The 19,663-nt window shown below is 63.1% G+C and carries 21 protein-coding genes; all 21 read left to right on the top strand.

Annotation, left to right across the window (positions count from 1 at the left end; genetic code table 11):
* The first annotated feature begins 33 nt into the window (after positions 1 to 33).
* The 21 genes from ACLEJR_RS04605 (at position 34) to ureC (ending at position 19,568) form a co-directional block, all read left to right on the top strand.
* Complete coding sequence (locus tag ACLEJR_RS04605) at positions 34 to 369, top strand: type II toxin-antitoxin system RelE/ParE family toxin (protein WP_440796563.1); 336 nt, start codon at positions 34 to 36, stop codon at positions 367 to 369.
* A gap of 4 nt (positions 370 to 373) precedes the next feature.
* Positions 374 to 697, top strand: coding sequence for a helix-turn-helix domain-containing transcriptional regulator (locus ACLEJR_RS04600; protein WP_440796562.1), 324 nt, complete (start codon positions 374 to 376; stop codon positions 695 to 697).
* Between the two features lie 162 nt (positions 698 to 859).
* Positions 860 to 1,258, top strand: coding sequence for a DUF2946 domain-containing protein (locus tag ACLEJR_RS04595; RefSeq protein WP_440812421.1), 399 nt, complete (start codon positions 860 to 862; stop codon positions 1,256 to 1,258).
* 45 nt (positions 1,259 to 1,303) lie between these two features.
* On the top strand, positions 1,304 to 1,783 hold the full coding sequence (locus tag ACLEJR_RS04590) for a copper chaperone PCu(A)C (protein WP_440812419.1): 480 nt from the start codon (positions 1,304 to 1,306) through the stop codon (positions 1,781 to 1,783).
* Positions 1,784 to 1,840: 57 nt separating this feature from the next.
* Positions 1,841 to 2,245 carry a DUF2946 domain-containing protein gene (locus ACLEJR_RS04585; RefSeq protein ID WP_440812418.1) on the top strand — a complete coding sequence of 135 codons (405 nt, stop codon included), beginning with the start codon at positions 1,841 to 1,843 and terminating at the stop codon, positions 2,243 to 2,245.
* A gap of 83 nt (positions 2,246 to 2,328) precedes the next feature.
* Positions 2,329 to 4,455: a TonB-dependent copper receptor gene (locus ACLEJR_RS04580; protein ID WP_440812416.1), complete on the top strand. Its 2,127-nt coding sequence runs from the start codon at positions 2,329 to 2,331 to the stop codon at positions 4,453 to 4,455.
* A gap of 182 nt (positions 4,456 to 4,637) precedes the next feature.
* Complete coding sequence (locus ACLEJR_RS04575) at positions 4,638 to 6,017, top strand: PepSY-associated TM helix domain-containing protein (protein WP_440812414.1); 1,380 nt, start codon at positions 4,638 to 4,640, stop codon at positions 6,015 to 6,017.
* A 199-nt stretch (positions 6,018 to 6,216) separates the two neighbouring features.
* On the top strand, positions 6,217 to 7,005 hold the full coding sequence (locus tag ACLEJR_RS04570) for an ABC transporter ATP-binding protein (protein WP_440796556.1): 789 nt from the start codon (positions 6,217 to 6,219) through the stop codon (positions 7,003 to 7,005).
* The gene (locus tag ACLEJR_RS04565) at positions 7,002 to 7,949 is read left to right on the top strand and encodes an ABC transporter substrate-binding protein (protein ID WP_440812413.1); all 948 of its coding nucleotides are present in this window, start codon (positions 7,002 to 7,004) and stop codon (positions 7,947 to 7,949) included. Before ACLEJR_RS04570 ends, ACLEJR_RS04565 begins: the two co-directional genes overlap by 4 nt.
* Positions 7,946 to 8,956 carry a FecCD family ABC transporter permease gene (locus ACLEJR_RS04560; protein ID WP_440812411.1) on the top strand — a complete coding sequence of 337 codons (1,011 nt, stop codon included), beginning with the start codon at positions 7,946 to 7,948 and terminating at the stop codon, positions 8,954 to 8,956. Before ACLEJR_RS04565 ends, ACLEJR_RS04560 begins: the two co-directional genes overlap by 4 nt.
* Before the next feature lie 383 nt (positions 8,957 to 9,339).
* A complete protein-coding gene (urtA, locus tag ACLEJR_RS04555) occupies positions 9,340 to 10,605 on the top strand; it encodes an urea ABC transporter substrate-binding protein (RefSeq protein WP_440796553.1) in 1,266 nt (421 codons plus the stop codon).
* 162 nt (positions 10,606 to 10,767) lie between these two features.
* A complete protein-coding gene (gene urtB / locus ACLEJR_RS04550; RefSeq protein ID WP_440812410.1) occupies positions 10,768 to 12,270 on the top strand; it encodes an urea ABC transporter permease subunit UrtB in 1,503 nt (500 codons plus the stop codon).
* A complete protein-coding gene (urtC, locus tag ACLEJR_RS04545; protein ID WP_440812408.1) occupies positions 12,270 to 13,349 on the top strand; it encodes an urea ABC transporter permease subunit UrtC in 1,080 nt (359 codons plus the stop codon). Before urtB ends, urtC begins: the two co-directional genes overlap by 1 nt.
* Positions 13,346 to 14,206, top strand: a complete 861-nt coding sequence (gene urtD, locus ACLEJR_RS04540; protein WP_440812406.1) for an urea ABC transporter ATP-binding protein UrtD — start codon at positions 13,346 to 13,348, stop codon at positions 14,204 to 14,206. The genes urtC and urtD overlap by 4 nt, the downstream gene beginning before the upstream one ends.
* Positions 14,207 to 14,321: 115 nt before the next feature.
* Complete coding sequence (urtE, locus tag ACLEJR_RS04535; RefSeq protein WP_440796549.1) at positions 14,322 to 15,020, top strand: urea ABC transporter ATP-binding subunit UrtE; 699 nt, start codon at positions 14,322 to 14,324, stop codon at positions 15,018 to 15,020.
* A gap of 30 nt (positions 15,021 to 15,050) precedes the next feature.
* Positions 15,051 to 15,902 carry an urease accessory protein UreD gene (locus ACLEJR_RS04530; protein ID WP_440812403.1) on the top strand — a complete coding sequence of 284 codons (852 nt, stop codon included), beginning with the start codon at positions 15,051 to 15,053 and terminating at the stop codon, positions 15,900 to 15,902.
* A gap of 153 nt (positions 15,903 to 16,055) precedes the next feature.
* Positions 16,056 to 16,358 (top strand): urease subunit gamma, encoded by a 303-nt coding sequence (ureA, locus tag ACLEJR_RS04525; RefSeq protein ID WP_047227360.1) that lies wholly within the window; start codon positions 16,056 to 16,058, stop codon positions 16,356 to 16,358.
* Positions 16,359 to 16,367: 9 nt separating this feature from the next.
* A complete protein-coding gene (locus tag ACLEJR_RS04520; RefSeq protein WP_440796547.1) occupies positions 16,368 to 16,901 on the top strand; it encodes an N-acetyltransferase family protein in 534 nt (177 codons plus the stop codon).
* 6 nt (positions 16,902 to 16,907) lie between these two features.
* Positions 16,908 to 17,441 (top strand): GNAT family N-acetyltransferase, encoded by a 534-nt coding sequence (locus ACLEJR_RS04515; protein WP_440796546.1) that lies wholly within the window; start codon positions 16,908 to 16,910, stop codon positions 17,439 to 17,441.
* Positions 17,438 to 17,743 (top strand): urease subunit beta, encoded by a 306-nt coding sequence (locus ACLEJR_RS04510; RefSeq protein WP_440796545.1) that lies wholly within the window; start codon positions 17,438 to 17,440, stop codon positions 17,741 to 17,743. Before ACLEJR_RS04515 ends, ACLEJR_RS04510 begins: the two co-directional genes overlap by 4 nt.
* A 124-nt stretch (positions 17,744 to 17,867) precedes the next feature.
* The gene (gene ureC, locus ACLEJR_RS04505) at positions 17,868 to 19,568 is read left to right on the top strand and encodes an urease subunit alpha (protein ID WP_440812401.1); all 1,701 of its coding nucleotides are present in this window, start codon (positions 17,868 to 17,870) and stop codon (positions 19,566 to 19,568) included.
* Positions 19,569 to 19,663 lie beyond the last annotated feature (95 nt).

Raw genomic sequence — 19,663 nt, 5'->3', positions numbered from 1 at the left:
ACAGTAACCTATTTGTTACCTTCAAGGCTGAACGTGATCTCACTCGAAGAATATATCCAAGACAACGACACAAGCCCCTTCCAACGCTGGTATTCCAATCTGGATGCCCTGGCGGCATATAAAGTGTCTAGCGCCCTGATGCGGTTAGAGATGGGCAATACCTCAAACATCAAATGGTTCGACGGTTTGGGCGAGTACCGCATTAATTGGGGACCAGGCTATCGCGTGTACTTGGTCCAGGAAGGTAAACGTCTGATCATTTTGTTTGGTGGCGGTGACAAGTCCACCCAGAAAAAAGACATCAAGCAAGCAAAAACTCTAATTGCCGAATTCCGAGCACGGAAGCGGGCAGAAAAGAACATGAGGTAACCCAATGGCTCTCACTCGAAGCTATAAACATACGATTGCCGAACGCGCCAAGCGCGACCCTGAGTTTGCGCAAATTTTGCTGGATGAGGCCGCTACTCTATTTTTAAATGGAGAGCCGGAAATGGCGCGAATGATTCTCCGTGATCTCGTCAATGCCACTGTTGGTTTCGAAGAGCTGGCGAAGGAAACCTCCAAGCCGAGCAAGAGCTTGCATCGAATGCTCTCAGCCAAGGGCAATCCAAGCATGGATAATCTGGCAGCGATATTTGCGGTTATCCGCACGACCTTGAAAGTGGATATGCAGGTTCACGCTATTCCGGCGCATTGAGAAATGCACACTGGCTCCGTCACCGCACCAATACGCACCCGACAATCTATTGCTACTGTTAATCCAAGCCCTGCGACCCTACACCGCACGTGGCTTTTTTACTTCTACCCCCCGATCAGGCTAAATACCGCCACCTGATCGCCCAATCGAGCGGATTCGCCCATGTCCCGACAACGGCTTGCATTTGCCTGGATCGCCTGCTTCGCAGTGCTGTTCAACATGCTCGCCATGCCGCTTTCCGGCAGCGCTGTCGCTAGGGCAGAGGCTCCGTCGGAGCAGTTGTTGTGGGGCAGTTTCTGTTCTTCGGGTGGCACGAAGAGCGTGGCGGTTTCCCTCGGCAAGCTCGAACAGAGCGCACCGCAGCAAGACGATCATTCGAACATGCAGCATTGCTGGTGCTGCGCCGGTTCAGCCGCGCTGGTGGCGCTGGCCGCAAACACGCCACAGCTGTATCTGGACGCACGACTGGCCCACCAAGGCGCCGCCCCGCCATCGTTCGATAACCCCACGCCCCGCCAGCAATGGCCCAGTCTCAACCCCCGCGCCTCGCCTCCGGCCTGATTCTTCCCGCAAAACCTGCGCCTTGAATCGTTTCGGAGAATTGCCATGTTGAACAGACTCATCCTGCTGGCCGCCCTGCTGCTGCCTGTCGGCTTCGCCCAGGCCCACCAGTACAAAGCGGGCGAGCTTGAGATCGCCCACCCGTGGTCCCAGGAACTGCCGCCGAACGCGCCGACCGTGGCCGCGTACTTCGTGATCCATAACGCCGGCTCCAACGCCGACCGGCTGCTCGGCGTCGACTCGCCGATTGCCGGCAAAGCCGAGCTTCATGAGCATGTAAAGCAAGACGACCTGATGAAGATGCAACCGGTGCCGGTGGTGGATATCGCCCCGGGCGCGACCGTGACCTTCGCGCCGATGGCCTATCACGTGATGCTGCTGGACCTGAAGGACCGCAGCCTGCTGAGCGATGGCAAACGCTTTCCCATGACGTTGCATTTCCAGAAAGCCGGGGACGTTGTCGTGGATGTAGCGGTGCAGAAAAAAGCCCCCGACGGCACCAAGACGCACGTGCACGCCCAGTAGACGTAGCCGCCCGTGCAATCTCCTCGCACCAGACTGTCCACGCCCCGCCGCCCATCCATGAGCCTGGCGCGCGGCAGCTGGATCAGCCTGTTCGCGATGCTGATGATCTTCATCGGTCCACTGATTTCTCAGTCGATGCCGATGGATCAGCGCATGTCGCCGGTCATGAACATGTCCATGCCAATGGACATGGATATGGACATGTCGGCAAGTGCCCATGGCGACCATAAAGCACCGACTGCCAAACACTGCCGGCCCCAGAGCGAGCACCATGCGCTGTGGGAAAAATGCGGCTATTGCAGCCTGCTGTTCAACTGCCCGGCCTTGCCTGGCGGCCAGACCTTCGCCGTTTTCGACACACCACAAATCAACAGTTTTACCGCCCCTTCTCCACGGCTGGGCCATGCCCGCGCCTCATTCTTCCCGGGTGCCCGCACCCGCGCCCCGCCCCTCGACGCGTAAGCCCCGGCACTTACTTACCCGGTCGCACAAGACAGCCCCAGGCTGCCCGACCGTGTCGTTTACGTCTGTTCGATGGAATCATCATGTCCAGGATTTCTGCTGGCATCGCTTTGGGCACTGCCCAGGTTCGCTGCCCCCCGAACGAGCCACGGGTTCGTTTTCGCCATACGGTCGCCGCGCTGTGCGGCCTGCTGCTGTCACCCCATGTGCTTGCCGACGAGCACGAGCATCATGAGACCCAGGTCGAGGAGCTGAGCCCGACGGTCATTACCGCCATCGCCCCCAGTTCCCCGCTGACGGTCGTCACCAATCCCAAGGACCCACGCCAGCCGGTCCCGGCCAGTGATGGCGGTGACTACCTCAAGACCATTCCCGGCTTTGCCCTGGTGCGTAACGGCGGCACCAACGGCGACCCGGTGCTGCGGGGCATGTTCGGCTCGCGGCTGAATATCCTCACCAACGGCAGCATGTTGCTGGGCGCCTGCCCAGGGCGGATGGACGCGCCGACGTCCTACATCTCGCCGGAGACCTACGACAAGCTCACCGTCATCAAGGGCCCGCAAACCGTACTCTGGGGCCCCGGTTCATCGGCTGGGACCATCCTGTTTGACCGCGAACCGGAGCAGTTCGGCGAACTCGGCACGCGGGTCAACGCCAGCGTGCTGGCCGGTTCCAACGGCCGCTTCGACAAGGTGGTGGATGCCGCCGCCGGTGGACCGCTGGGTTATGTGCGGGTGATCGGCAACACTGCGCATTCCGACGACTACCGTGACGGCAATAACGATACGGTGCCGTCGCGCTACGAGAAGTGGAACGGCGACGTCACGGTCGGCTGGACGCCGGATGCCGATACCTTGCTGGAGCTGACCGCCGGCAAGGGCGACGGTGAGGCGCGATACGCCGGACGCGGCATGGACGGCGCGCAGTTCAAGCGCGAAAGCCTCGGGCTGCGTTTCGAGCGCTCGAACCTCGGCGAGGTGTTGGACAAGATCGAGGCCCAGGTCTACTACAACTACGCCGACCACGTGATGGACAACTACACGCTGCGCACGCCGTCCGGCACCGGGATGATGGCCGGGCCGATGGCGTCCAACGTCGACCGCCGGACCCTCGGCGCCCGCATCAAGGCCACCTGGCGCTGGGCTGATGTGCAGTTGATCAGCGGCCTGGACGCCCAGACCAACGAGCATCGCCAGCGCAGCAGCATGGGCATCGACACCTACAAGGACCTGCCCCGGACCAAGGACGCCGATTTCCACAACTACGGCATGTTCAGCGAACTGACCTGGTACGCAGCCGACCGCGACCGGCTGATCACCGGCGCCAGGCTCGACCGAGCGTCGGCCAAGGACTACCGGCAGACTGTCGGCTCCGGCATGTCGGCCCGCCCCAACCCCACCGCCGACGACACCCGCGCCGACACGCTGCCCAGTGGCTTCGTACGCTACGAACATGACCTGGCCGACAGCCCGACCACGTTGTACGCAGGGCTGGGCCACGCGCAACGCTTTCCGGATTACTGGGAGTTGTTCTCGCCAAACGCCGGCCCCAGCGGTTCGTTGAATGCCTTCGACTCGATCAAGCCGGAGAAAACCACCCAGCTCGACTTCGGCCTGCAATACAAGACCGATGCCCTCGAAGCCTGGGCATCGGGATACATCGGCCAGGTCCGCGACTACATCCTGTTCGACTACACCCCCGGCATGATGGGCAGCACTTCGCGGGCCGAGAACATCGATGCACGGATCATGGGCGGCGAGCTGGGCGCGGCCTACAAGCTGACCGAGCGCTGGAAAGCCGATGCGACCCTGGCCTATGCCTGGGGCAAGAACAGCAGCGACGGCACGGCCCTGGCGCAGATGCCACCGCTGGACGCCCGCCTGGGCCTGACCTACAGCGAAGACCGCTGGAGCGCCGGAGCCCTGTGGCGGGTGGTGGCGGCGCAGCATCGCGTCGATGAAAACAAGGGCAACGTGGTGGGCAAGGACTACGGCAAAAGCGCGGGCTTCGGCGTGTTCTCCCTCAATGGCGCGTATCGCATCAACCCGCATTGGAAGGTCAGCAGCGGCGTCGACAATCTGTTCGGCAAAGCCTACGCCGAGCACCTGAACCTGGCCGGCAACGCCGGGTTCGGTTTCCCGGCGAACGACCCGCAAGCCATCAACGAACCGGGGCGCACGCTCTGGACGAAGGTGGATATGAGTTTCTAGGCCTGACACCGACCTCTTGTGGCGAGGGAGCTTGCTCCCGCTCGATCGGTCCGACGCCGCGGGCGTAGCGACCGAAAAAACCAGGACTGCTGCGCAGTCCAGCGGGAGCAAGCTCCCTCGCCACAGGGTCTTTGTTTTACCGCACTACATAACAACCCAATTTGCCTGCGGAGCGCTTTTTCATGAGCCAACCGAAACCGAATTTCTACAACCTCGCCTGGCGCTGGCATTTTTATGCCGGGCTGTTCGTCGCCCCCTTCATGGTGATGCTGGCCCTGACCGGTATCATCTATCTGTTCAAGCCGCAGCTCGATCCACTGATGTACGGCAGCCTGCTGAACGTACCCGCCGGGCACCACAGCCTGGCGGCGGACGACCTGCTCAAGCAGGTTCGCCAGGCCTACCCGCAAGGCAAGGTCAAGCAGTACCTGCCACCGGTCAACGCCGAGCGCAGCGCGCAGTTCGTGGTGATCGACAAGGGCCGGGAACTGAACGTGTTCATCGACCCGTACCATGGCGACGTCCTGGGCGAGCAGGATGCGAAAAACAATCTGCAAGCCATGGCGCGGGCGATTCACGGCGAGTTGCTGATCGGCACGGTTGGCGACCGCCTGGTGGAAATGGCCGCCGGCTGGGGCGTGGTGCTGGTGGTGTCGGGGCTGTACCTGTGGTGGCCACGCGGGCAATCGACGGCCGGGGTGCTGTGGCCCCGCTGGCGCGCTCGCGGGCGCCTGCTGTGGCGCGACCTGCACGTGGTGGTCGGCTTCTGGGGCGCGGCATTCCTGCTGGTGATGCTGCTCAGCGGCATGACCTGGACCGGCTTCTGGGGCAAGCAATACGCCGACCTGTGGAACCGCTTTCCGGCGGCGATGTGGAATGACGTGCCCAAGTCCGACGTCGAGGCCGGCAGTCTCAACAACGCCCACCGCCAGACCGTACCCTGGGCCATGGAGAACACGCCGATGCCGATGTCCGGCGACCATGCCGAACACATGGCCCACGGTGGCGCCCATGAAGGCCCGGCGGCCCCGATCGTCAGCCTGCAAGCGGTGCAGGACATCGCCACGCAACGCAACGTCGAACCGGGCTATAGCATCACCCTGCCGACCACCGCCGGCGGTGTGTTCACCATCGCCGTGTTCGCCGACGACCCGCGCAACGACGCGACCCTGCATGTGGACCAGTACACCGGTAAAGTCCTGGCGGATGTGCGCTGGGAGCATTACAGCCTGGTGGCCCGCGCCACCGAGACCGGTGTGATGCTGCACGAGGGCAAGATGTTCGGGCCACTGAACCAGATCATCGTTCTGCTGATCTGCCTGATGATCCTGCTCAGCGCCGTCAGTGGCCTGGTGATCTGGTGGAAGCGCCGACCCCAGGGCAAGTTCGGCGTACCGCCGCTGCGTCATGACCTGCCGACCTGGAAGGGCGGCGTATTCATCATGCTTGCCCTGGCGGTGGTGTTCCCGCTGGTAGGGGCGTCGCTGGTGGTGGTATGGCTGTTGGACCGGCTCGTCACCCGGATCAATCGCCAGCCTGAGGTGGCTTCATCTTCAAGTTGAACACAGTGAGTTAACGGCAAGCGGCGCGAAGGCTCTACAATCGCGCCCGCTACCGAACTGCAAACACAGCCCCCTGTGGGAGCGAGCTTGCTCGCGATGGCGTCGGCACATCAACATTGGTGTGACAGACAAACCGCTATCGCGAGCAAGCTCGCTCCCACAGGGGATGTGCGCGCCACCAAAGACTTCGAGTACACGCATGACCTCGCTCACCCTCTCCCACCTCGCCTGGACACCCCTGGGCCACGGGCATTGCCATCACCAGTTCCAGCTGCATGACGTCACGTTGCAGGTGGCGGACGGGGAGTTCGTCGGGTTGATCGGGCCCAATGGCAGCGGCAAGACCAGCCTGTTGCGCTGCGCCTATCGCTTCAGCCGGCCGGAACGTGGCGAGGTGAAATTCGAGCATCACAATGTGTGGAAACAGTCGTCACGCTGGTGCGCACAACGCATCGCCGTGGTGCTGCAGGAGTTTCCCGAAGCCTTTGGCCTGACGGTACAAGAAGTGGTCGCCATGGGCCGCACGCCGCACAAAGGTCTGTTCGACACCGACACCCATGACGACCGGCGCCTGGTGCTCCAGGCACTGGCGGCGGCCGGGCTTGAAGGCTTCGGCGCGCATGCCTTCGCCACGCTGTCGGGCGGTGAGAAGCAGCGGGTGATCCTGGCTCGCGCCCTGGCCCAGCAACCACGACTGCTGATCCTCGACGAGCCGACCAATCACCTCGACCCGCACTATCAACTGCAACTGCTGCAACTGATTAAGGGCCTGGGCATCGGTACCCTCGCCAGCCTTCACGACCTGAACCTGGCCGCCGCGTTCTGCGACCGGCTGTACGTGATCGAACACGGGCGCATCGTCGCCAGCGGCACACCGAGTGATGTCCTCACCGCCGAGCTGTTGCGCGAGGTGTTCGGCGTGCAGGCGCTGGTGGACGAGCATCCGCTGTCCGGCTACCCCCGAATCACCTGGATAACCCAACCATGACTTTGCGTTTTCTGCTGCTCCTGCCCTTGCTACTGGGCAGTGCCCAGGCCCTGGCCGAGGCCACCCACTATCCGCTGACGATCCAGAGCTGCAACCGCCAGGTGCAGTTCAACCAGGCACCCCGGCACGCGGTCAGCCACGACATCAACATGACCCAGATGATGCTCGCCCTGGGGCTCAAGCCGCGCATGGTCGGCTACAGCGGCATCAGTGGCTGGAAATCGGTGACGCCCGAGATGGCGAAGATCCTCGACGGCCTGCCGGAACTGGCAGCCAAGTACCCGTCGGTGGAAACCCTGCTCAATGCCAACGTGGATTTCTTCTTCGCCGGTTGGGACTATGGCATGCGTGTAGGCGGCGACCTGACGCCGCAGACCCTGCAACCGCTGGGCATCAACGTGTATGAACTGACCGAGTCCTGCGCCTTCGTGATGAAACGTCCGGCGGCGTCGCTGGAAGACACCTACAACGACCTGCGCAACCTGGGAAAAATCTTCGATGTGCAGGATCGCGCCGAAGCCCTGATTGCAACGATGCAGGCCCAAGTGGCCGAGGTCCGTAAGCAGCTGCCAGCGGATCGACCTCGGGTGTTCCTGTACGACAGCGGCGAAGACCGGGCCATGACCTCCGGCCGTCTGGGCATGCCCCAAGCGCTGATCGACGCCGCCGGCGGTCGCAACATTCTCGACGACGTGGAAACCAGCTGGACCCGGGTCAATTGGGAAAACGTCGTGGAGCGCAATCCCCAGGTCATCGTGATCGTCGACTACGGCGAAGTCAGTGCCGAGCAGAAGCAGCAGTTCCTGCTGGACAACCCGGCCCTGCAATCGGTGGACGCGATCAAGCACCGGCGCTTCATCGTGATCCCCTACGTCCAGGCCACGCCGGGGATCGATAACGTGCTGGCGGTGCAAACCCTGGCGAAGGGTTTTCAACGTCCATGAACGATCGTCGCTATGGCGCGCTGCTGGTGCTGCTCGGCGCGTTGCTGCTGGTGTCGTGCGTGGTGTCCCTGGGCTTCGGCCCGGCGCGGGTGCCGGTGGCCGTGGTCTGGGACATCCTGCTGAACAAGGCTTTGGGCATCGGCGACGTCCATTGGACGCCCGGCCAGGAGCACATCGTCTGGCTGATCCGCGTGCCGCGCCTGCTGCTCGGCGCCCTGGTGGGCGCGGGACTGGCGTTGATCGGCGCGGTGCTGCAGGCGGTCACGCGCAATCCGCTGGCCGACCCGCACTTGCTGGGGGTCACGTCCGGCGCAACCCTGGGCGCGGTCATCGTGGTGCTGCATGTCGGCGAAATCGTCGGCCTGCTGACCCTGCCCCTCGCTGCGTTCATCGGTGCACTGCTGAGTATGTTGCTGGTGTTGGCGATTGCCAGTCGCCAGGGTCGCCTGGAAAGCGATCGCCTGTTGCTGTGCGGGGTGGCGGTGTCGTTCGTGATGATGGCGGCGGCCAATCTGTTGCTGTTTCTCGGCGACCATCGCGCCAGCTCGGCGGTGATGTTCTGGATGCTCGGCGGCCTGGGCCTGGCGCGCTGGGAATTGCTGGCGGTGCCGGCCGTCAGCGTACTGCTCGGACTGGTGTTGCTGCTAGGCATGGCCCGGCCGCTGAATGCGTTGATGGCCGGTGAGCAGACCGCCGTGACCCTGGGCCTGAACGCAGCGCGAGTGCGCTTGTGGATATTTCTGATCGCCTCGCTGATGACCGGTGTGCTGGTGTCCATCAGCGGCTCGATCGGCTTCGTCGGGCTCATGGTGCCGCACATTGCCCGGCGCCTGGTAGGCGCCGAGCACCGTCGGCTGCTGCCGGCCTGCGTGCTGCTGGGCAGCCTGTTCCTGGTCTGGGTGGACGTCGCCGCCCGTACCCTGATCGCCCCGGAAGATTTGCCGATTGGTGTCGCTACAGCCGCTATCGGCGGGCTGTTTTTCATCGGACTCATGCGGCGCCGATAAAGGCAGGCTGACGCCAACCGTGGCGAGGGAGCAAGCTCCCGCTGGGGTGCGAAGCGCCCCCGGATTCTGAGTTCTGGGGCAATCGCTGATGACTTTGCCAAATGGGGGCTGCTTCGCAGCCCAGCGGGAGCAAGCTCCCTCGCCACGGGTCTGTATTCACAAGCAGAGTCATGCCAAGGCTTCAACCCCGCGCCCCAATGTAGAGCATCTCCTCGCACCAATCCTCATGATGCGACCGCTCATGGTGCGCCCGCGTTTTTCTTAACCTCGCCAACTCCCTGTTTCCGCGCCTCCGCCCAACCGGGCACACCCCTTGCAAAAGCCTCCTTCAGCGTCTGCATCTGCCAACCAAGAAAACTCATAAAGTCCACGGAGATCGCACAATGAAGCGTCGTAGCTTGATCAAGGCTTTTACACTCTCGGCAAGCATTGCCGCGATGGGCATGGCCTGGACCGTCCAGGCCGCCGAGACCATCAAGGTCGGTATCCTGCATTCGCTGTCCGGCACCATGGCGATTTCCGAGACGTCTCTCAAGGACATGGCCCTGATGACCATTGACGAGATCAACGCCAAGGGCGGGGTGAACGGCAAGAAGCTTGAAGCGGTGGTCGTGGACCCGGCGTCGAACTGGCCGTTGTTCGCGGAAAAGGGCCGGCAGTTGCTGACCCAGGACAAGGTCGCGGTAGTGTTCGGCTGCTGGACCTCGGTGTCGCGTAAATCGGTGTTGCCGGTATTCGAAGAACTCAACGGCCTGCTGTTCTACCCGGTGCAGTATGAAGGCGAAGAGATGTCGCCGAACGTGTTCTACACCGGCGCAGCGCCGAACCAGCAGGCGATCCCGGCGGTGGAATATTTGATGAGTGAAGAAGGCGGCAGTGCCAAGCGCTATTTCCTGCTGGGCACCGACTACGTCTACCCGCGCACCACCAACAAGATCCTGCGCGCATTCCTGCATTCCAAAGGTGTGGCGGACAAGGACATCGAAGAGGTCTACACCCCGTTCGGCCACAGCGATTACCAGACCATCGTGGCGAGCATCAAGAAGTTCTCGGCCGGCGGCAAGACCGCCGTCATCTCCACGGTCAATGGCGACTCCAACGTGCCGTTCTATAAGGAACTGGCGAATCAGGGCCTGAAAGCCACCGACGTTCCGGTGGTGGCGTTCTCGGTGGGCGAAGAAGAACTGCGCGGCATCGACACCAAGCCGCTGGTGGGCAACCTGGCGGCGTGGAACTACTTCGAGTCGGTGGATAACCCGGCGAACAAGAAATTCGTCGACGCCTGGAAAACCTACGCCAAGGCCAAGAACCTGCCGGGCGCCGACAAGGCGGTGACCAACGACCCGATGGAAGCCACCTATGTAGGGATCCACATGTGGGCCCAAGCGGTGGAGAAAGCCAAGTCCACCGATGTCGACAAAGTCCGCGAAGCCCTGGCCGGCCAGACCTTCGCCGCACCGTCGGGCTACACCCTGACCATGGACAAGACCAATCACCACCTGCACAAGCCGGTGATGATCGGCGAGATCCAGGACGACGGTCAGTTCAACGTGGTCTGGCAGACCGAAGGCCCGATCCGCGCCCAGCCATGGAGCCCGTTCATCGCCGGCAACGACAAGAAGCCCGACTATGCGGTGAAGAGCAACTGAGCCCATGGGTGTCGGCTTGAGCACGGTGCTTAAGCCAACACAACTCCCTTGTGGGAGCGAGCTTGCTCGCGATGACGGCGGCACATTCAGCATAACTGCACACTGAACCACCGCTATCGCGAGCAAGCTCGCTCCCACATTGTCCGCGTAAGGCGATTTTCTATGCCCACTGCCCTCTACCGCCTCATCCTCGCCCTGGTGCTGCTGTTACCAGTGGCCACCCACGCCGGCGACGCCGAAGACTTCGTCGCCGCCAACCCGACCCAGCAGGCCAGGCTCCTGGAAACCTGGGCCGCGCAGCCCGAGCCTGGGCGCGTCGAGTTGATCGACGCCTTGCAGCAAGGCCAGTTGACCCTCGACGGCCAACCCAAGACCCTGCGCTTGAACAACCGCTTGCGCGGGCTGATCGAAACCGCCCTCGCCAGCCACCAACTGCTCGCCGCCGATGCCCGCGTGCGCCTTGACGCCGCCCGGCAGTTGCAGAAAAGCGCACGCCCGGCCCAACTGGCGTTTCTCGACCGGCAACTGGCCGGTGAACAGAACGAAGACGTGCATGCCGCCCTGAGCCTGGCGCTGGCCAATCTGCAACTGGTGGATAGCAACCCCGGCGTGCGCCTGGCCGCCGTCCGGCTGCTGGGAGAAACCGGCGACCCGCTGGCTCGTACTCGCCTCGAGGGCTTGCTCGAACCCGGCGTCGAAACCGATGCCAACGTACGCACCGCCGCCGAAACCAGCCTCAGCCAGGTCAAGCGCAAGTTGCTGGTCGGCGAGCTGCTCGGCCAGGCCTTCAGCGGCATGTCCCTGGGCTCGATCCTGCTGCTCGCCGCCCTCGGCCTGGCGATCACCTTCGGTCTGCTGGGGGTGATCAACATGGCCCACGGCGAAATGCTGATGCTCGGCGCCTATTCCACCTACGTGGTGCAGATGCTGTTTCAGCGCTTTGCCCCCGATGCCATCGAGTTCTATCCGCTGGTCGCGCTGCCCGTGGCGTTTTTCATCACCGCCGTCATCGGCATGGCCCTGGAACGCACGGTGATCCGCCACCTCTATGGCCGTCCGCTGGAGACCCTGCTCGCCACCTGGGGCATCAGCCTGATGCTGATCCAACTGGTGCGCCTGGTATTCGGCGCGCAGAACGTCGAGGTCGCCAACCCGGCCTGGCTGTCGGGCGGGATCCAGGTATTGCCGAACCTGGTGCTGCCGTACAACCGCATCGTGATCATCGCCTTTGCGCTGTTCGTGGTAGTGCTGACGTGGCTGTTGCTGAACAAGACGCGCCTGGGTCTCAACGTGCGCGCCGTGACCCAGAACCGCAACATGGCGGCCTGCTGCGGCGTGCCTACAGGCCGCGTCGACATGCTCGCCTTCGGCCTGGGTTCGGGAATCGCCGGGCTCGGCGGCGTGGCCCTGAGCCAGATCGGCAACGTCGGCCCGGACCTGGGCCAGAGCTACATCATCGATTCCTTCCTGGTGGTGGTGCTCGGCGGCGTCGGTCAACTGGCCGGTAGCGTCTATGCGGCCTTCGGCCTGGGCATCGCCAACAAGATCCTCGAACCGCAGATCGGCGCCGTGCTCGGCAAGATCCTGATCCTGGCGTTGATCATTCTGTTCATCCAGAAGCGTCCGCAAGGCCTCTTCGCGCTCAAAGGACGGGTAATCGACTGATGAACCAGCCCCTGATCGTCACGGCCACGCAAAAGGCCGGTCCCAAAGTCACCCTTGTGGTCGGCGCGTTGGTGCTCGCCGTGCTGCTGAGCCTGCCGTTGCTGTCGCTGTTGTCGGCGGACAACCCGCTACAAGTCTCGGCCTATACCCTGACGCTGGTGGGCAAAATCCTTTGTTACGCCATCGTTGCCCTGGCGCTGGATCTGGTCTGGGGTTACGCCGGCCTGCTCTCCCTCGGCCACGGCCTGTTCTTCGCCCTGGGCGGCTACGCCATGGGCATGTACCTGATGCGCCAGGCGGCCGGCGATGGCCTGCCGGCCTTCATGACCTTCCTGTCATGGACCGAATTGCCCTGGTACTGGACCGGCACCGACAGCTTCCTCTGGGCGTTGGCCCTGGTGGTGCTGGCCCCCGGTCTGCTGGCGCTGGTGTTCGGCTTCTTTGCCTTCCGCTCGCGGATCAAGGGTGTGTATTTCTCGATCATGACCCAGGCGCTGACCTTCGCCGGCATGCTGCTGTTCTTCCGCAACGAGACCGGGTTTGGCGGCAACAACGGCTTCACCAATTTCCGTTCGATCCTGGGCTTCGGCATCACCGAGCCGGGCACCCGGGCCGTGTTGTTCCTGGCTACGGTGCTGCTGTTGGTGGTGAGCCTGTTCCTCGGCTGGCGCCTGGCCCGCAGCAAGTTCGGCCGGGTGCTGACCGCCCTGCGCGATGCCGAGAACCGGTTGATGTTCTGCGGCTACGACCCCCGTGGCTTCAAGCTCTTCGTCTGGGTACTGAGCGCGGTGCTGTGCGGCCTGGCCGGTGCGTTGTACGTGCCGCAGGTGGGCATCATCAACCCCAGCGAAATGTCACCGACCAACTCTATCGAGGCCGCCGTGTGGGTGGCCCTTGGCGGACGTGGCACCTTGATCGGACCGCTGCTGGGCGCCGGCGTGGTCAATGGCATGAAGAGCTGGTTCACCGTGGCGTTTCCTGAATATTGGTTGTTCTTCCTCGGTGCGCTGTTCATCGTCGTGACCTTGTACCTGCCCAAGGGCGTGATCGGGTTGCTGAAGAAAAGGGGCGAACAATGAGAATCACACCCACGGCCGACTTCATGCTCGAACCCATCCTGGAACCCAACAAAGACCAGGGCAGCAGCCGCGACGCCATCGGCCTCGGCCAGGCCGCAGGCATTGGCCTGAACACCCGCCACGGCACGATCCTGACCCTGGAGGACATCAGCGTCAGCTTCGACGGTTTCAAGGCCCTGAACGATCTGAACCTGTACATCGGCGTTGGCGAATTGCGCTGCATCATCGGCCCCAACGGCGCGGGCAAGACCACGTTGATGGACGTGATCACCGGCAAAACCCGCCCCAGCCACGGCAAGGCCTGGTTCGGCGAAACCCTGGACCTGACCAGCATGAGCGAGGTGCAGATTGCCCAGGCCGGCATCGGTCGCAAGTTCCAGAAACCCACGGTGTTCGAAGCCCTGAGTGTGTTCGAAAACCTGGAGTTGGCGCTCAAGACCGACAAGTCGGTGTGGGCCAGCCTGCGGGCCAGGCTGAGCGGCGAGCAGCATGAGCGCATCAGCGAAGTGCTGGAGACCATCCGCCTCACCACCTCGGTCAATCGCCCCGCCGGGTTGCTGTCCCACGGACAGAAGCAGTTCCTGGAGATCGGCATGCTGTTGGTCCAGGATCCGCAACTGTTATTGCTGGACGAACCGGTGGCCGGCATGACCGACGCCGAGACCGACTTCACCGCCGAGCTATTCAAGTCCCTGGCGGGCAAGCATTCGCTGATGGTGGTGGAACACGACATGGGCTTCGTCGGCGCGATTGCCGACCACGTCACCGTGCTGCACCAGGGCAGCGTGCTGGCCGAAGGGTCGCTGGCGCAGGTGCAGGCCGATGAACGAGTCGTTGAAGTTTATTTGGGAAGATGAATCGGCCAGCTTCGAGCCGCAAGCTTCAAGCGGCCAGTTAAAGCAAGTCTCGCACCGTCCCGCTCTTACTTGCCGCTTGAAGCTTGCCGCTTGAAGCCCTACGAACGGAGTTCAAATGTTACAGGTCCAACATCTTCACCAATACTACGGCGGTAGCCACATCCTGCGGGGCCTGTCGTTCGATGTGAAGGTCGGCGAGGTGACGTGCCTGTTGGGGCGCAACGGCGTGGGCAAAACTACCCTGCTCAAGTGCCTGATGGGCCTGTTGCCGGCCAAGGAAGGCGCGGTGAACTGGGAAGGCCAGCCGATCACCACATCCAAGCCGCACCAACGGGTGCATGCCGGCATCGCCTATGTGCCCCAGGGCCGCGAGATTTTCGGTCGGCTGACGGTGGAAGAAAACCTGCTGATGGGCCTGTCGCGTTTCCCAGGCTCCGAGGCCAAGGAAGTACCGACGTTCATCTATGAACTGTTCCCGGTGCTGTTGCAGATGAAACAGCGTCGTGGCGGTGACTTGTCCGGCGGCCAGCAACAGCAACTGGCGATTGGCCGGGCGCTGGCGAGCCGACCGCGGCTGCTGATCCTCGACGAACCCACTGAGGGCATCCAGCCGTCGGTGATCAAGGAGATCGGTGCCGTCATCAAGAAACTGGCGGCCCGGGGCGACATGGCGATTCTGCTGGTGGAGCAGTTTTACGACTTCGCCGCCGAACTGGCCGATCAGTACCTGGTGATGTCCCGAGGCGAGATCGTGCAACAGGGGCGCGGGGAAAATATGGAAGCCGAGGGTGTACGCGCACTGGTTACGATCTAGTCTGTAGCGTCCCGAGAATCATCAGAAACCATGAACCTACCTGTCTTTCCGTTGGCGCCCGCGGCGCTGTTCACCCCCAGCTGGCAAGCGGCGCTGGAGCTCGGCTACGCCCGGTTCGGCGACTGTACCCGCCCGGTCCAACGCCGCCATAAAGGCCCGTTGCGGGTGCAAAAGCATTTGTACGCCGAAGGGCCCGAGGTGTGCCAGCACATCATCGTCCACCCACCGGGCGGAATTGCCGGAGGCGACCGCCTGGATATTTCGGCCAGTGTCGGCCCGGGCGCCTGGGCACAGCTGACCAGCCCTGGCGCGGCCAAGTGGTATCGCGCCGGCGGCCCGGCGTATCAGAACCTGACCCTGGAGGTCAGCCCCGGCGCGACCCTGGAATGGCTGCCTCAGGAAACCATCGTCTTCAGCGCGGCCCAGGCCGAACTCAGCACCCGCATCGACCTGCAAGGCGATGGGCGTTTGTTCTATTGGGACGTAGTCGCCCTGGGCCGACCGGCCAGCGGTGAGCGATTCGACCTCGGGCATTTCCAGTCGCGGCTGGACATTCGCCGCGACGGCCAGTTGCTGTGGCATGAACGCCAGCGCATCGTCGGCGACGACGGATTGCTGGACTCGGCCATCGGGCTGGGCGGGGATCCGGTGTTCGCCACGTTGCTGGTGACGGGTGAAATCGATAGCGAATTGTTGGAGCAATGCCGATCCCTGGACCATGCGGTGCGCGGTGACCTGACCCAACTGCCTGGGCTGGTCGTGGCGCGGTGCCTGGCGAGCGAGGCGTTGCTGGCGCGGGGGTGGTTGGTTGAGTTGTGGCGTTTGCTGCGGCCAGCGTTGCTCGGTCGAGAGGCCGTCCCCCCAAGAATCTGGAGCACATGATTTGGCTTTTCTGTGGGAGCGAGCTTGCTCGCGATAGCAATGGAAGCTTCAACATAGCAGTTGACCGACACACCGCTATCGCGAGCAGGCTCGCTCCCACAGGGGCTGTGTGTAGTTAACCCGAATTTATTTAACTGCCTTTACGGACTGCCCATGGACCTGACTCCACGCGAAAAAGACAAGCTGCTGATCTTCACCGCCGGCCTCGTTGCCGAGCGGCGGCTGGCCCGTGGCTTGAAACTCAACTACCCCGAGGCCATGGCCTATATTTCCGCAGCCCTGCTCGAAGGCGCCAGGGACGGCCAGACCGTGGCCGAGCTGATGCACTACGGCACCACGTTGCTGACCCGCGAACAGGTAATGGAAGGTATCCCGGAAATGATCCCGGAGATCCAGGTGGAGGCGACATTTCCCGACGGCACCAAACTGGTCACCGTTCACCAACCCATCGCTTGAGGCCGCGCCATGACTTATCACGTTCGGGATGCCCGGCACACTGACCTGCCAGCGATCCGCGACATCTACAACGACGCGGTACTGAACACCACGGCGATCTGGAACGAGCAGGCCGTGGACCTAGGCAATCGCCAGGCCTGGTTCAGCGCCCGGCAAGCCCAGGGTTATCCGGTATTGGTGGTGGTCGATGCCGACGACAACGTCCTCGGCTACGCTTCGTTCGGCGACTGGCGGCCCTTCGACGGCTTCCGCCACACCGTCGAGCATTCGGTGTACGTGCGCAATGACCAGCGCGGCAATGGTCTCGGCCCGCAGTTGATGAGCGCGCTGATCGAACGCGCCAGGACCTGTGGCAAACACATCATGGTGGCCGCCATCGAAAGCGGCAACGCGGCCTCGATTCGACTGCACGAGCGGGCCGGTTTCGTCACCACCGGGCAAATGCCCCAGGTGGGCACCAAGTTCGGTCGCTGGCTGGACCTGACGTTCATGCAGTTGACCCTCAATCCCGGCGCACCTGCGCCTGCTGCCAACAAGGAGTGAACCGCGATGAACGCTGCCCAGTTGCGTCGAGTCCACGCTGAGAGCTTTGCGCATTATCGCCAGGGCCTGATCGATCTGTTGCTTGATGCCGTGGGACACGGCGCCAGTGTCGGCTTCATGGCCGACCTCGATGCGGCCCAGGCCCGTGCCTATTTCGACGAGGTCCAGGCCAGCCTCAACCAAGGCAGTCTGTTGCTGTGGGTAGTGGTCAAGGATGAGCAAGTCCAGGCCAGCGTCCAGCTTGCCCTGTGCCAGAAACCCAACGGCCTGAACCGGGCCGAAGTGCAGAAGCTGCTGGTACGCGGCGATGCCCGCCGCCGCGGCCTGGGCCAGCAGCTGATGAACGCCCTGGAACTCGGCGCACGCCAGCACAAGCGCGGCCTGCTGTATCTGGACACCCAGGCCGGCTCCGAAGCCGAAGCGTTTTACAAAGCCCTGGGCTATACCCGTGTCGGCGAACTGCCGGACTACTGCCAGAGCCCGGACGGGACCTACACCCCGACCGCCATCTACTACAAGACTTTGGGGCAACCGCAATGATTCCAGGCCAATACCAGGTCCAGCCCGGCGAAATCGAACTCAACGCCGGGCGCCGCACCCTGACGCTGAGCGTTGCCAACAGCGGCGACCGGCCGATCCAGGTCGGCTCGCACTATCACTTCTTCGAGACCAACGACGCCCTGACCTTCGACCGCGCCGCCAGCCGCGGCATGCGCCTGAACATCCCGGCCGGCACCGCCGTGCGCTTCGAGCCGGGCCAGAGTCGGGAAGTCGAGCTTGTCGATCTGGCTGGGTTGCGGCGAGTTTACGGGTTCGCGGGACGAATCATGGGCGACTTGTAGACTTCATCTGCAAGTCTCTAGCTGCAAGCTGCAAGAAACAGCGGTTTGCGGCGCTCCCCTTCGCTTTGTTGTTACTTGAGGCTTGCAGCTTGAAGCTTGCAGCTCAGTTCCGAGGAACCATGAAATGAAAATAAGTCGTCAGGCATATGCCGACATGTTCGGCCCCACCGTCGGCGACAAGGTGCGCCTGGCCGACACCGAGTTGTGGATCGAAGTGGAAAAAGACTTCACCACCTATGGCGAAGAAGTGAAATTCGGCGGCGGTAAGGTGATTCGCGACGGCATGGGCCAGGGCCAACTGCTGGCCGCCGAGGTCGTGGACACCTTGATCACCAATGCGCTGATCATCGACCACTGGGGTATCGTCAAGGCCGATGTCGGCCTCAAGGACGGACGCATTGCCGCCATTGGCAAGGCCGGTAACCCGGACATCCAGCCGGATGTGACCATCGCCATCGGCGCCAGTACCGAAGTGATCGCCGGCGAAGGCATGATCCTCACCGCTGGCGGCATCGACACCCACATTCACTTCATCTGCCCGCAGCAGATCGAAGAAGCGCTGATGAGCGGCGTCACCACCATGATCGGCGGCGGCACGGGGCCGGCCACCGGGACCAACGCCACCACTTGCACGTCCGGCCCCTGGCACCTGGCGCGCATGCTCCAGGCCGCCGATGCCTTCCCGATGAACATCGGCCTGACCGGCAAAGGCAACGCCAGTCTGCCGGAGCCGTTGATCGAACAGGTCAAGGCCGGCGCCATCGGCCTGAAACTGCACGAAGACTGGGGCACCACGCCGGCGGCCATCGACAACTGCCTGAGCGTGGCCGACCAGTACGACGTCCAGGTGGCGATCCACACCGACACCCTCAACGAATCAGGCTTCGTCGAAACCACCCTCTCCGCGTTCAAGGGCCGCACCATCCACACCTACCACACCGAAGGCGCCGGTGGCGGTCACGCACCGGACATCATCAAGGCCTGCGGCTTCGCCAACGTGCTGCCGAGCTCCACCAACCCGACCCGGCCGTTCACCCGCAACACCATCGACGAACACCTGGACATGTTGATGGTCTGCCATCACCTGGACCCGAGCATTGCCGAAGACGTGGCGTTCGCCGAGAGCCGTATCCGCCGCGAGACCATCGCCGCCGAAGACATCCTCCATGACCTCGGCGCGTTTTCGATGATCAGCTCCGACAGCCAGGCCATGGGCCGCGTCGGCGAAGTCATCACCCGCACCTGGCAGACCGCCGACAAGATGAAAAAACAGCGCGGCGCATTGCCCGGCGATGGCGAAGGTAACGATAACTTCCGGATCAAGCGCTACATCGCCAAGTACACCATCAACCCGGCGATCACCCATGGCATCAGTCATGAAGTGGGCTCCATCGAAGTCGGCAAGTGGGCCGACCTGGTGCTGTGGCGCCCGGCGTTTTTCGGCGTCAAGCCGACCCTGATCCTCAAGGGAGGGGCCATTGCCGCCAGTTTGATGGGCGACGCCAACGCCTCGATCCCGACGCCGCAGCCAGTGCATTACCGGCCGATGTTCGCCAGCTTCGCAGGCTCGCGCCACGCCACCAGCCTGACCTTCATCAGCCAGGCCGCCGCCGCAGCGGGGCTGCCGGAGCAGCTCGGGTTGAAAAAGAAAATCGCCGTGGTCAAAGGCTGCCGCGACGTGCAGAAGACCGACCTGATCCACAACGACTACCTGCCGAGCATCGACGTCGACCCACAGACCTATCAGGTCAAGGCCGATGGGGTGTTGTTGTGGTGTGAGCCGGCTGAAGTGCTGCCGATGGCGCAGCGGTATTTTCTGTTTTGACGATGGCCTGACCCGTTTCCTGTGGCGAGGGAGCTTGCTCCCGCTGGACTGCGCAGCAGGCCCATTTTTTCAGGGCCGCTTCGCGCCCCAGCGGG

The organism is Pseudomonas sp. SMN5, assembly GCF_052041925.1.
Taxonomy (GTDB): Bacteria; Pseudomonadota; Gammaproteobacteria; order Pseudomonadales; family Pseudomonadaceae; genus Aquipseudomonas.
The sequence above is the reverse complement of the archived record's forward strand: the minus strand, read 5'-3'. Positions and strand labels throughout refer to the sequence as shown.

Bases quoted from the DNA above. Each gene is read 5' to 3' on its own strand.
- ACLEJR_RS04600 (WP_440796562.1), top strand. From the start codon at position 374: ATGGCTCTCACTCGAAGCTATAAACATACGATTGCCGAACGCGCCAAG.
- ACLEJR_RS04595 (WP_440812421.1), top strand. From the start codon at position 860: ATGTCCCGACAACGGCTTGCATTTGCCTGGATCGCCTGCTTCGCAGTG.
- ACLEJR_RS04590 (WP_440812419.1), top strand. From the start codon at position 1,304: ATGTTGAACAGACTCATCCTGCTGGCCGCCCTGCTGCTGCCTGTCGGC.
- ACLEJR_RS04585 (WP_440812418.1), top strand. From the start codon at position 1,841: ATGAGCCTGGCGCGCGGCAGCTGGATCAGCCTGTTCGCGATGCTGATG.
- ACLEJR_RS04580 (WP_440812416.1), top strand. From the start codon at position 2,329: ATGTCCAGGATTTCTGCTGGCATCGCTTTGGGCACTGCCCAGGTTCGC.
- ACLEJR_RS04575 (WP_440812414.1), top strand. From the start codon at position 4,638: ATGAGCCAACCGAAACCGAATTTCTACAACCTCGCCTGGCGCTGGCAT.
- ACLEJR_RS04570 (WP_440796556.1), top strand. From the start codon at position 6,217: ATGACCTCGCTCACCCTCTCCCACCTCGCCTGGACACCCCTGGGCCAC.
- ACLEJR_RS04565 (WP_440812413.1), top strand. From the start codon at position 7,002: ATGACTTTGCGTTTTCTGCTGCTCCTGCCCTTGCTACTGGGCAGTGCC.
- ACLEJR_RS04560 (WP_440812411.1), top strand. From the start codon at position 7,946: ATGAACGATCGTCGCTATGGCGCGCTGCTGGTGCTGCTCGGCGCGTTG.
- urtA (WP_440796553.1), top strand. From the start codon at position 9,340: ATGAAGCGTCGTAGCTTGATCAAGGCTTTTACACTCTCGGCAAGCATT.
- urtB (WP_440812410.1), top strand. From the start codon at position 10,768: ATGCCCACTGCCCTCTACCGCCTCATCCTCGCCCTGGTGCTGCTGTTA.
- urtC (WP_440812408.1), top strand. From the start codon at position 12,270: ATGAACCAGCCCCTGATCGTCACGGCCACGCAAAAGGCCGGTCCCAAA.
- urtD (WP_440812406.1), top strand. From the start codon at position 13,346: ATGAGAATCACACCCACGGCCGACTTCATGCTCGAACCCATCCTGGAA.
- urtE (WP_440796549.1), top strand. From the start codon at position 14,322: ATGTTACAGGTCCAACATCTTCACCAATACTACGGCGGTAGCCACATC.
- ACLEJR_RS04530 (WP_440812403.1), top strand. From the start codon at position 15,051: ATGAACCTACCTGTCTTTCCGTTGGCGCCCGCGGCGCTGTTCACCCCC.
- ureA (WP_047227360.1), top strand. From the start codon at position 16,056: ATGGACCTGACTCCACGCGAAAAAGACAAGCTGCTGATCTTCACCGCC.
- ACLEJR_RS04520 (WP_440796547.1), top strand. From the start codon at position 16,368: ATGACTTATCACGTTCGGGATGCCCGGCACACTGACCTGCCAGCGATC.
- ACLEJR_RS04515 (WP_440796546.1), top strand. From the start codon at position 16,908: ATGAACGCTGCCCAGTTGCGTCGAGTCCACGCTGAGAGCTTTGCGCAT.
- ACLEJR_RS04510 (WP_440796545.1), top strand. From the start codon at position 17,438: ATGATTCCAGGCCAATACCAGGTCCAGCCCGGCGAAATCGAACTCAAC.
- ureC (WP_440812401.1), top strand. From the start codon at position 17,868: ATGAAAATAAGTCGTCAGGCATATGCCGACATGTTCGGCCCCACCGTC.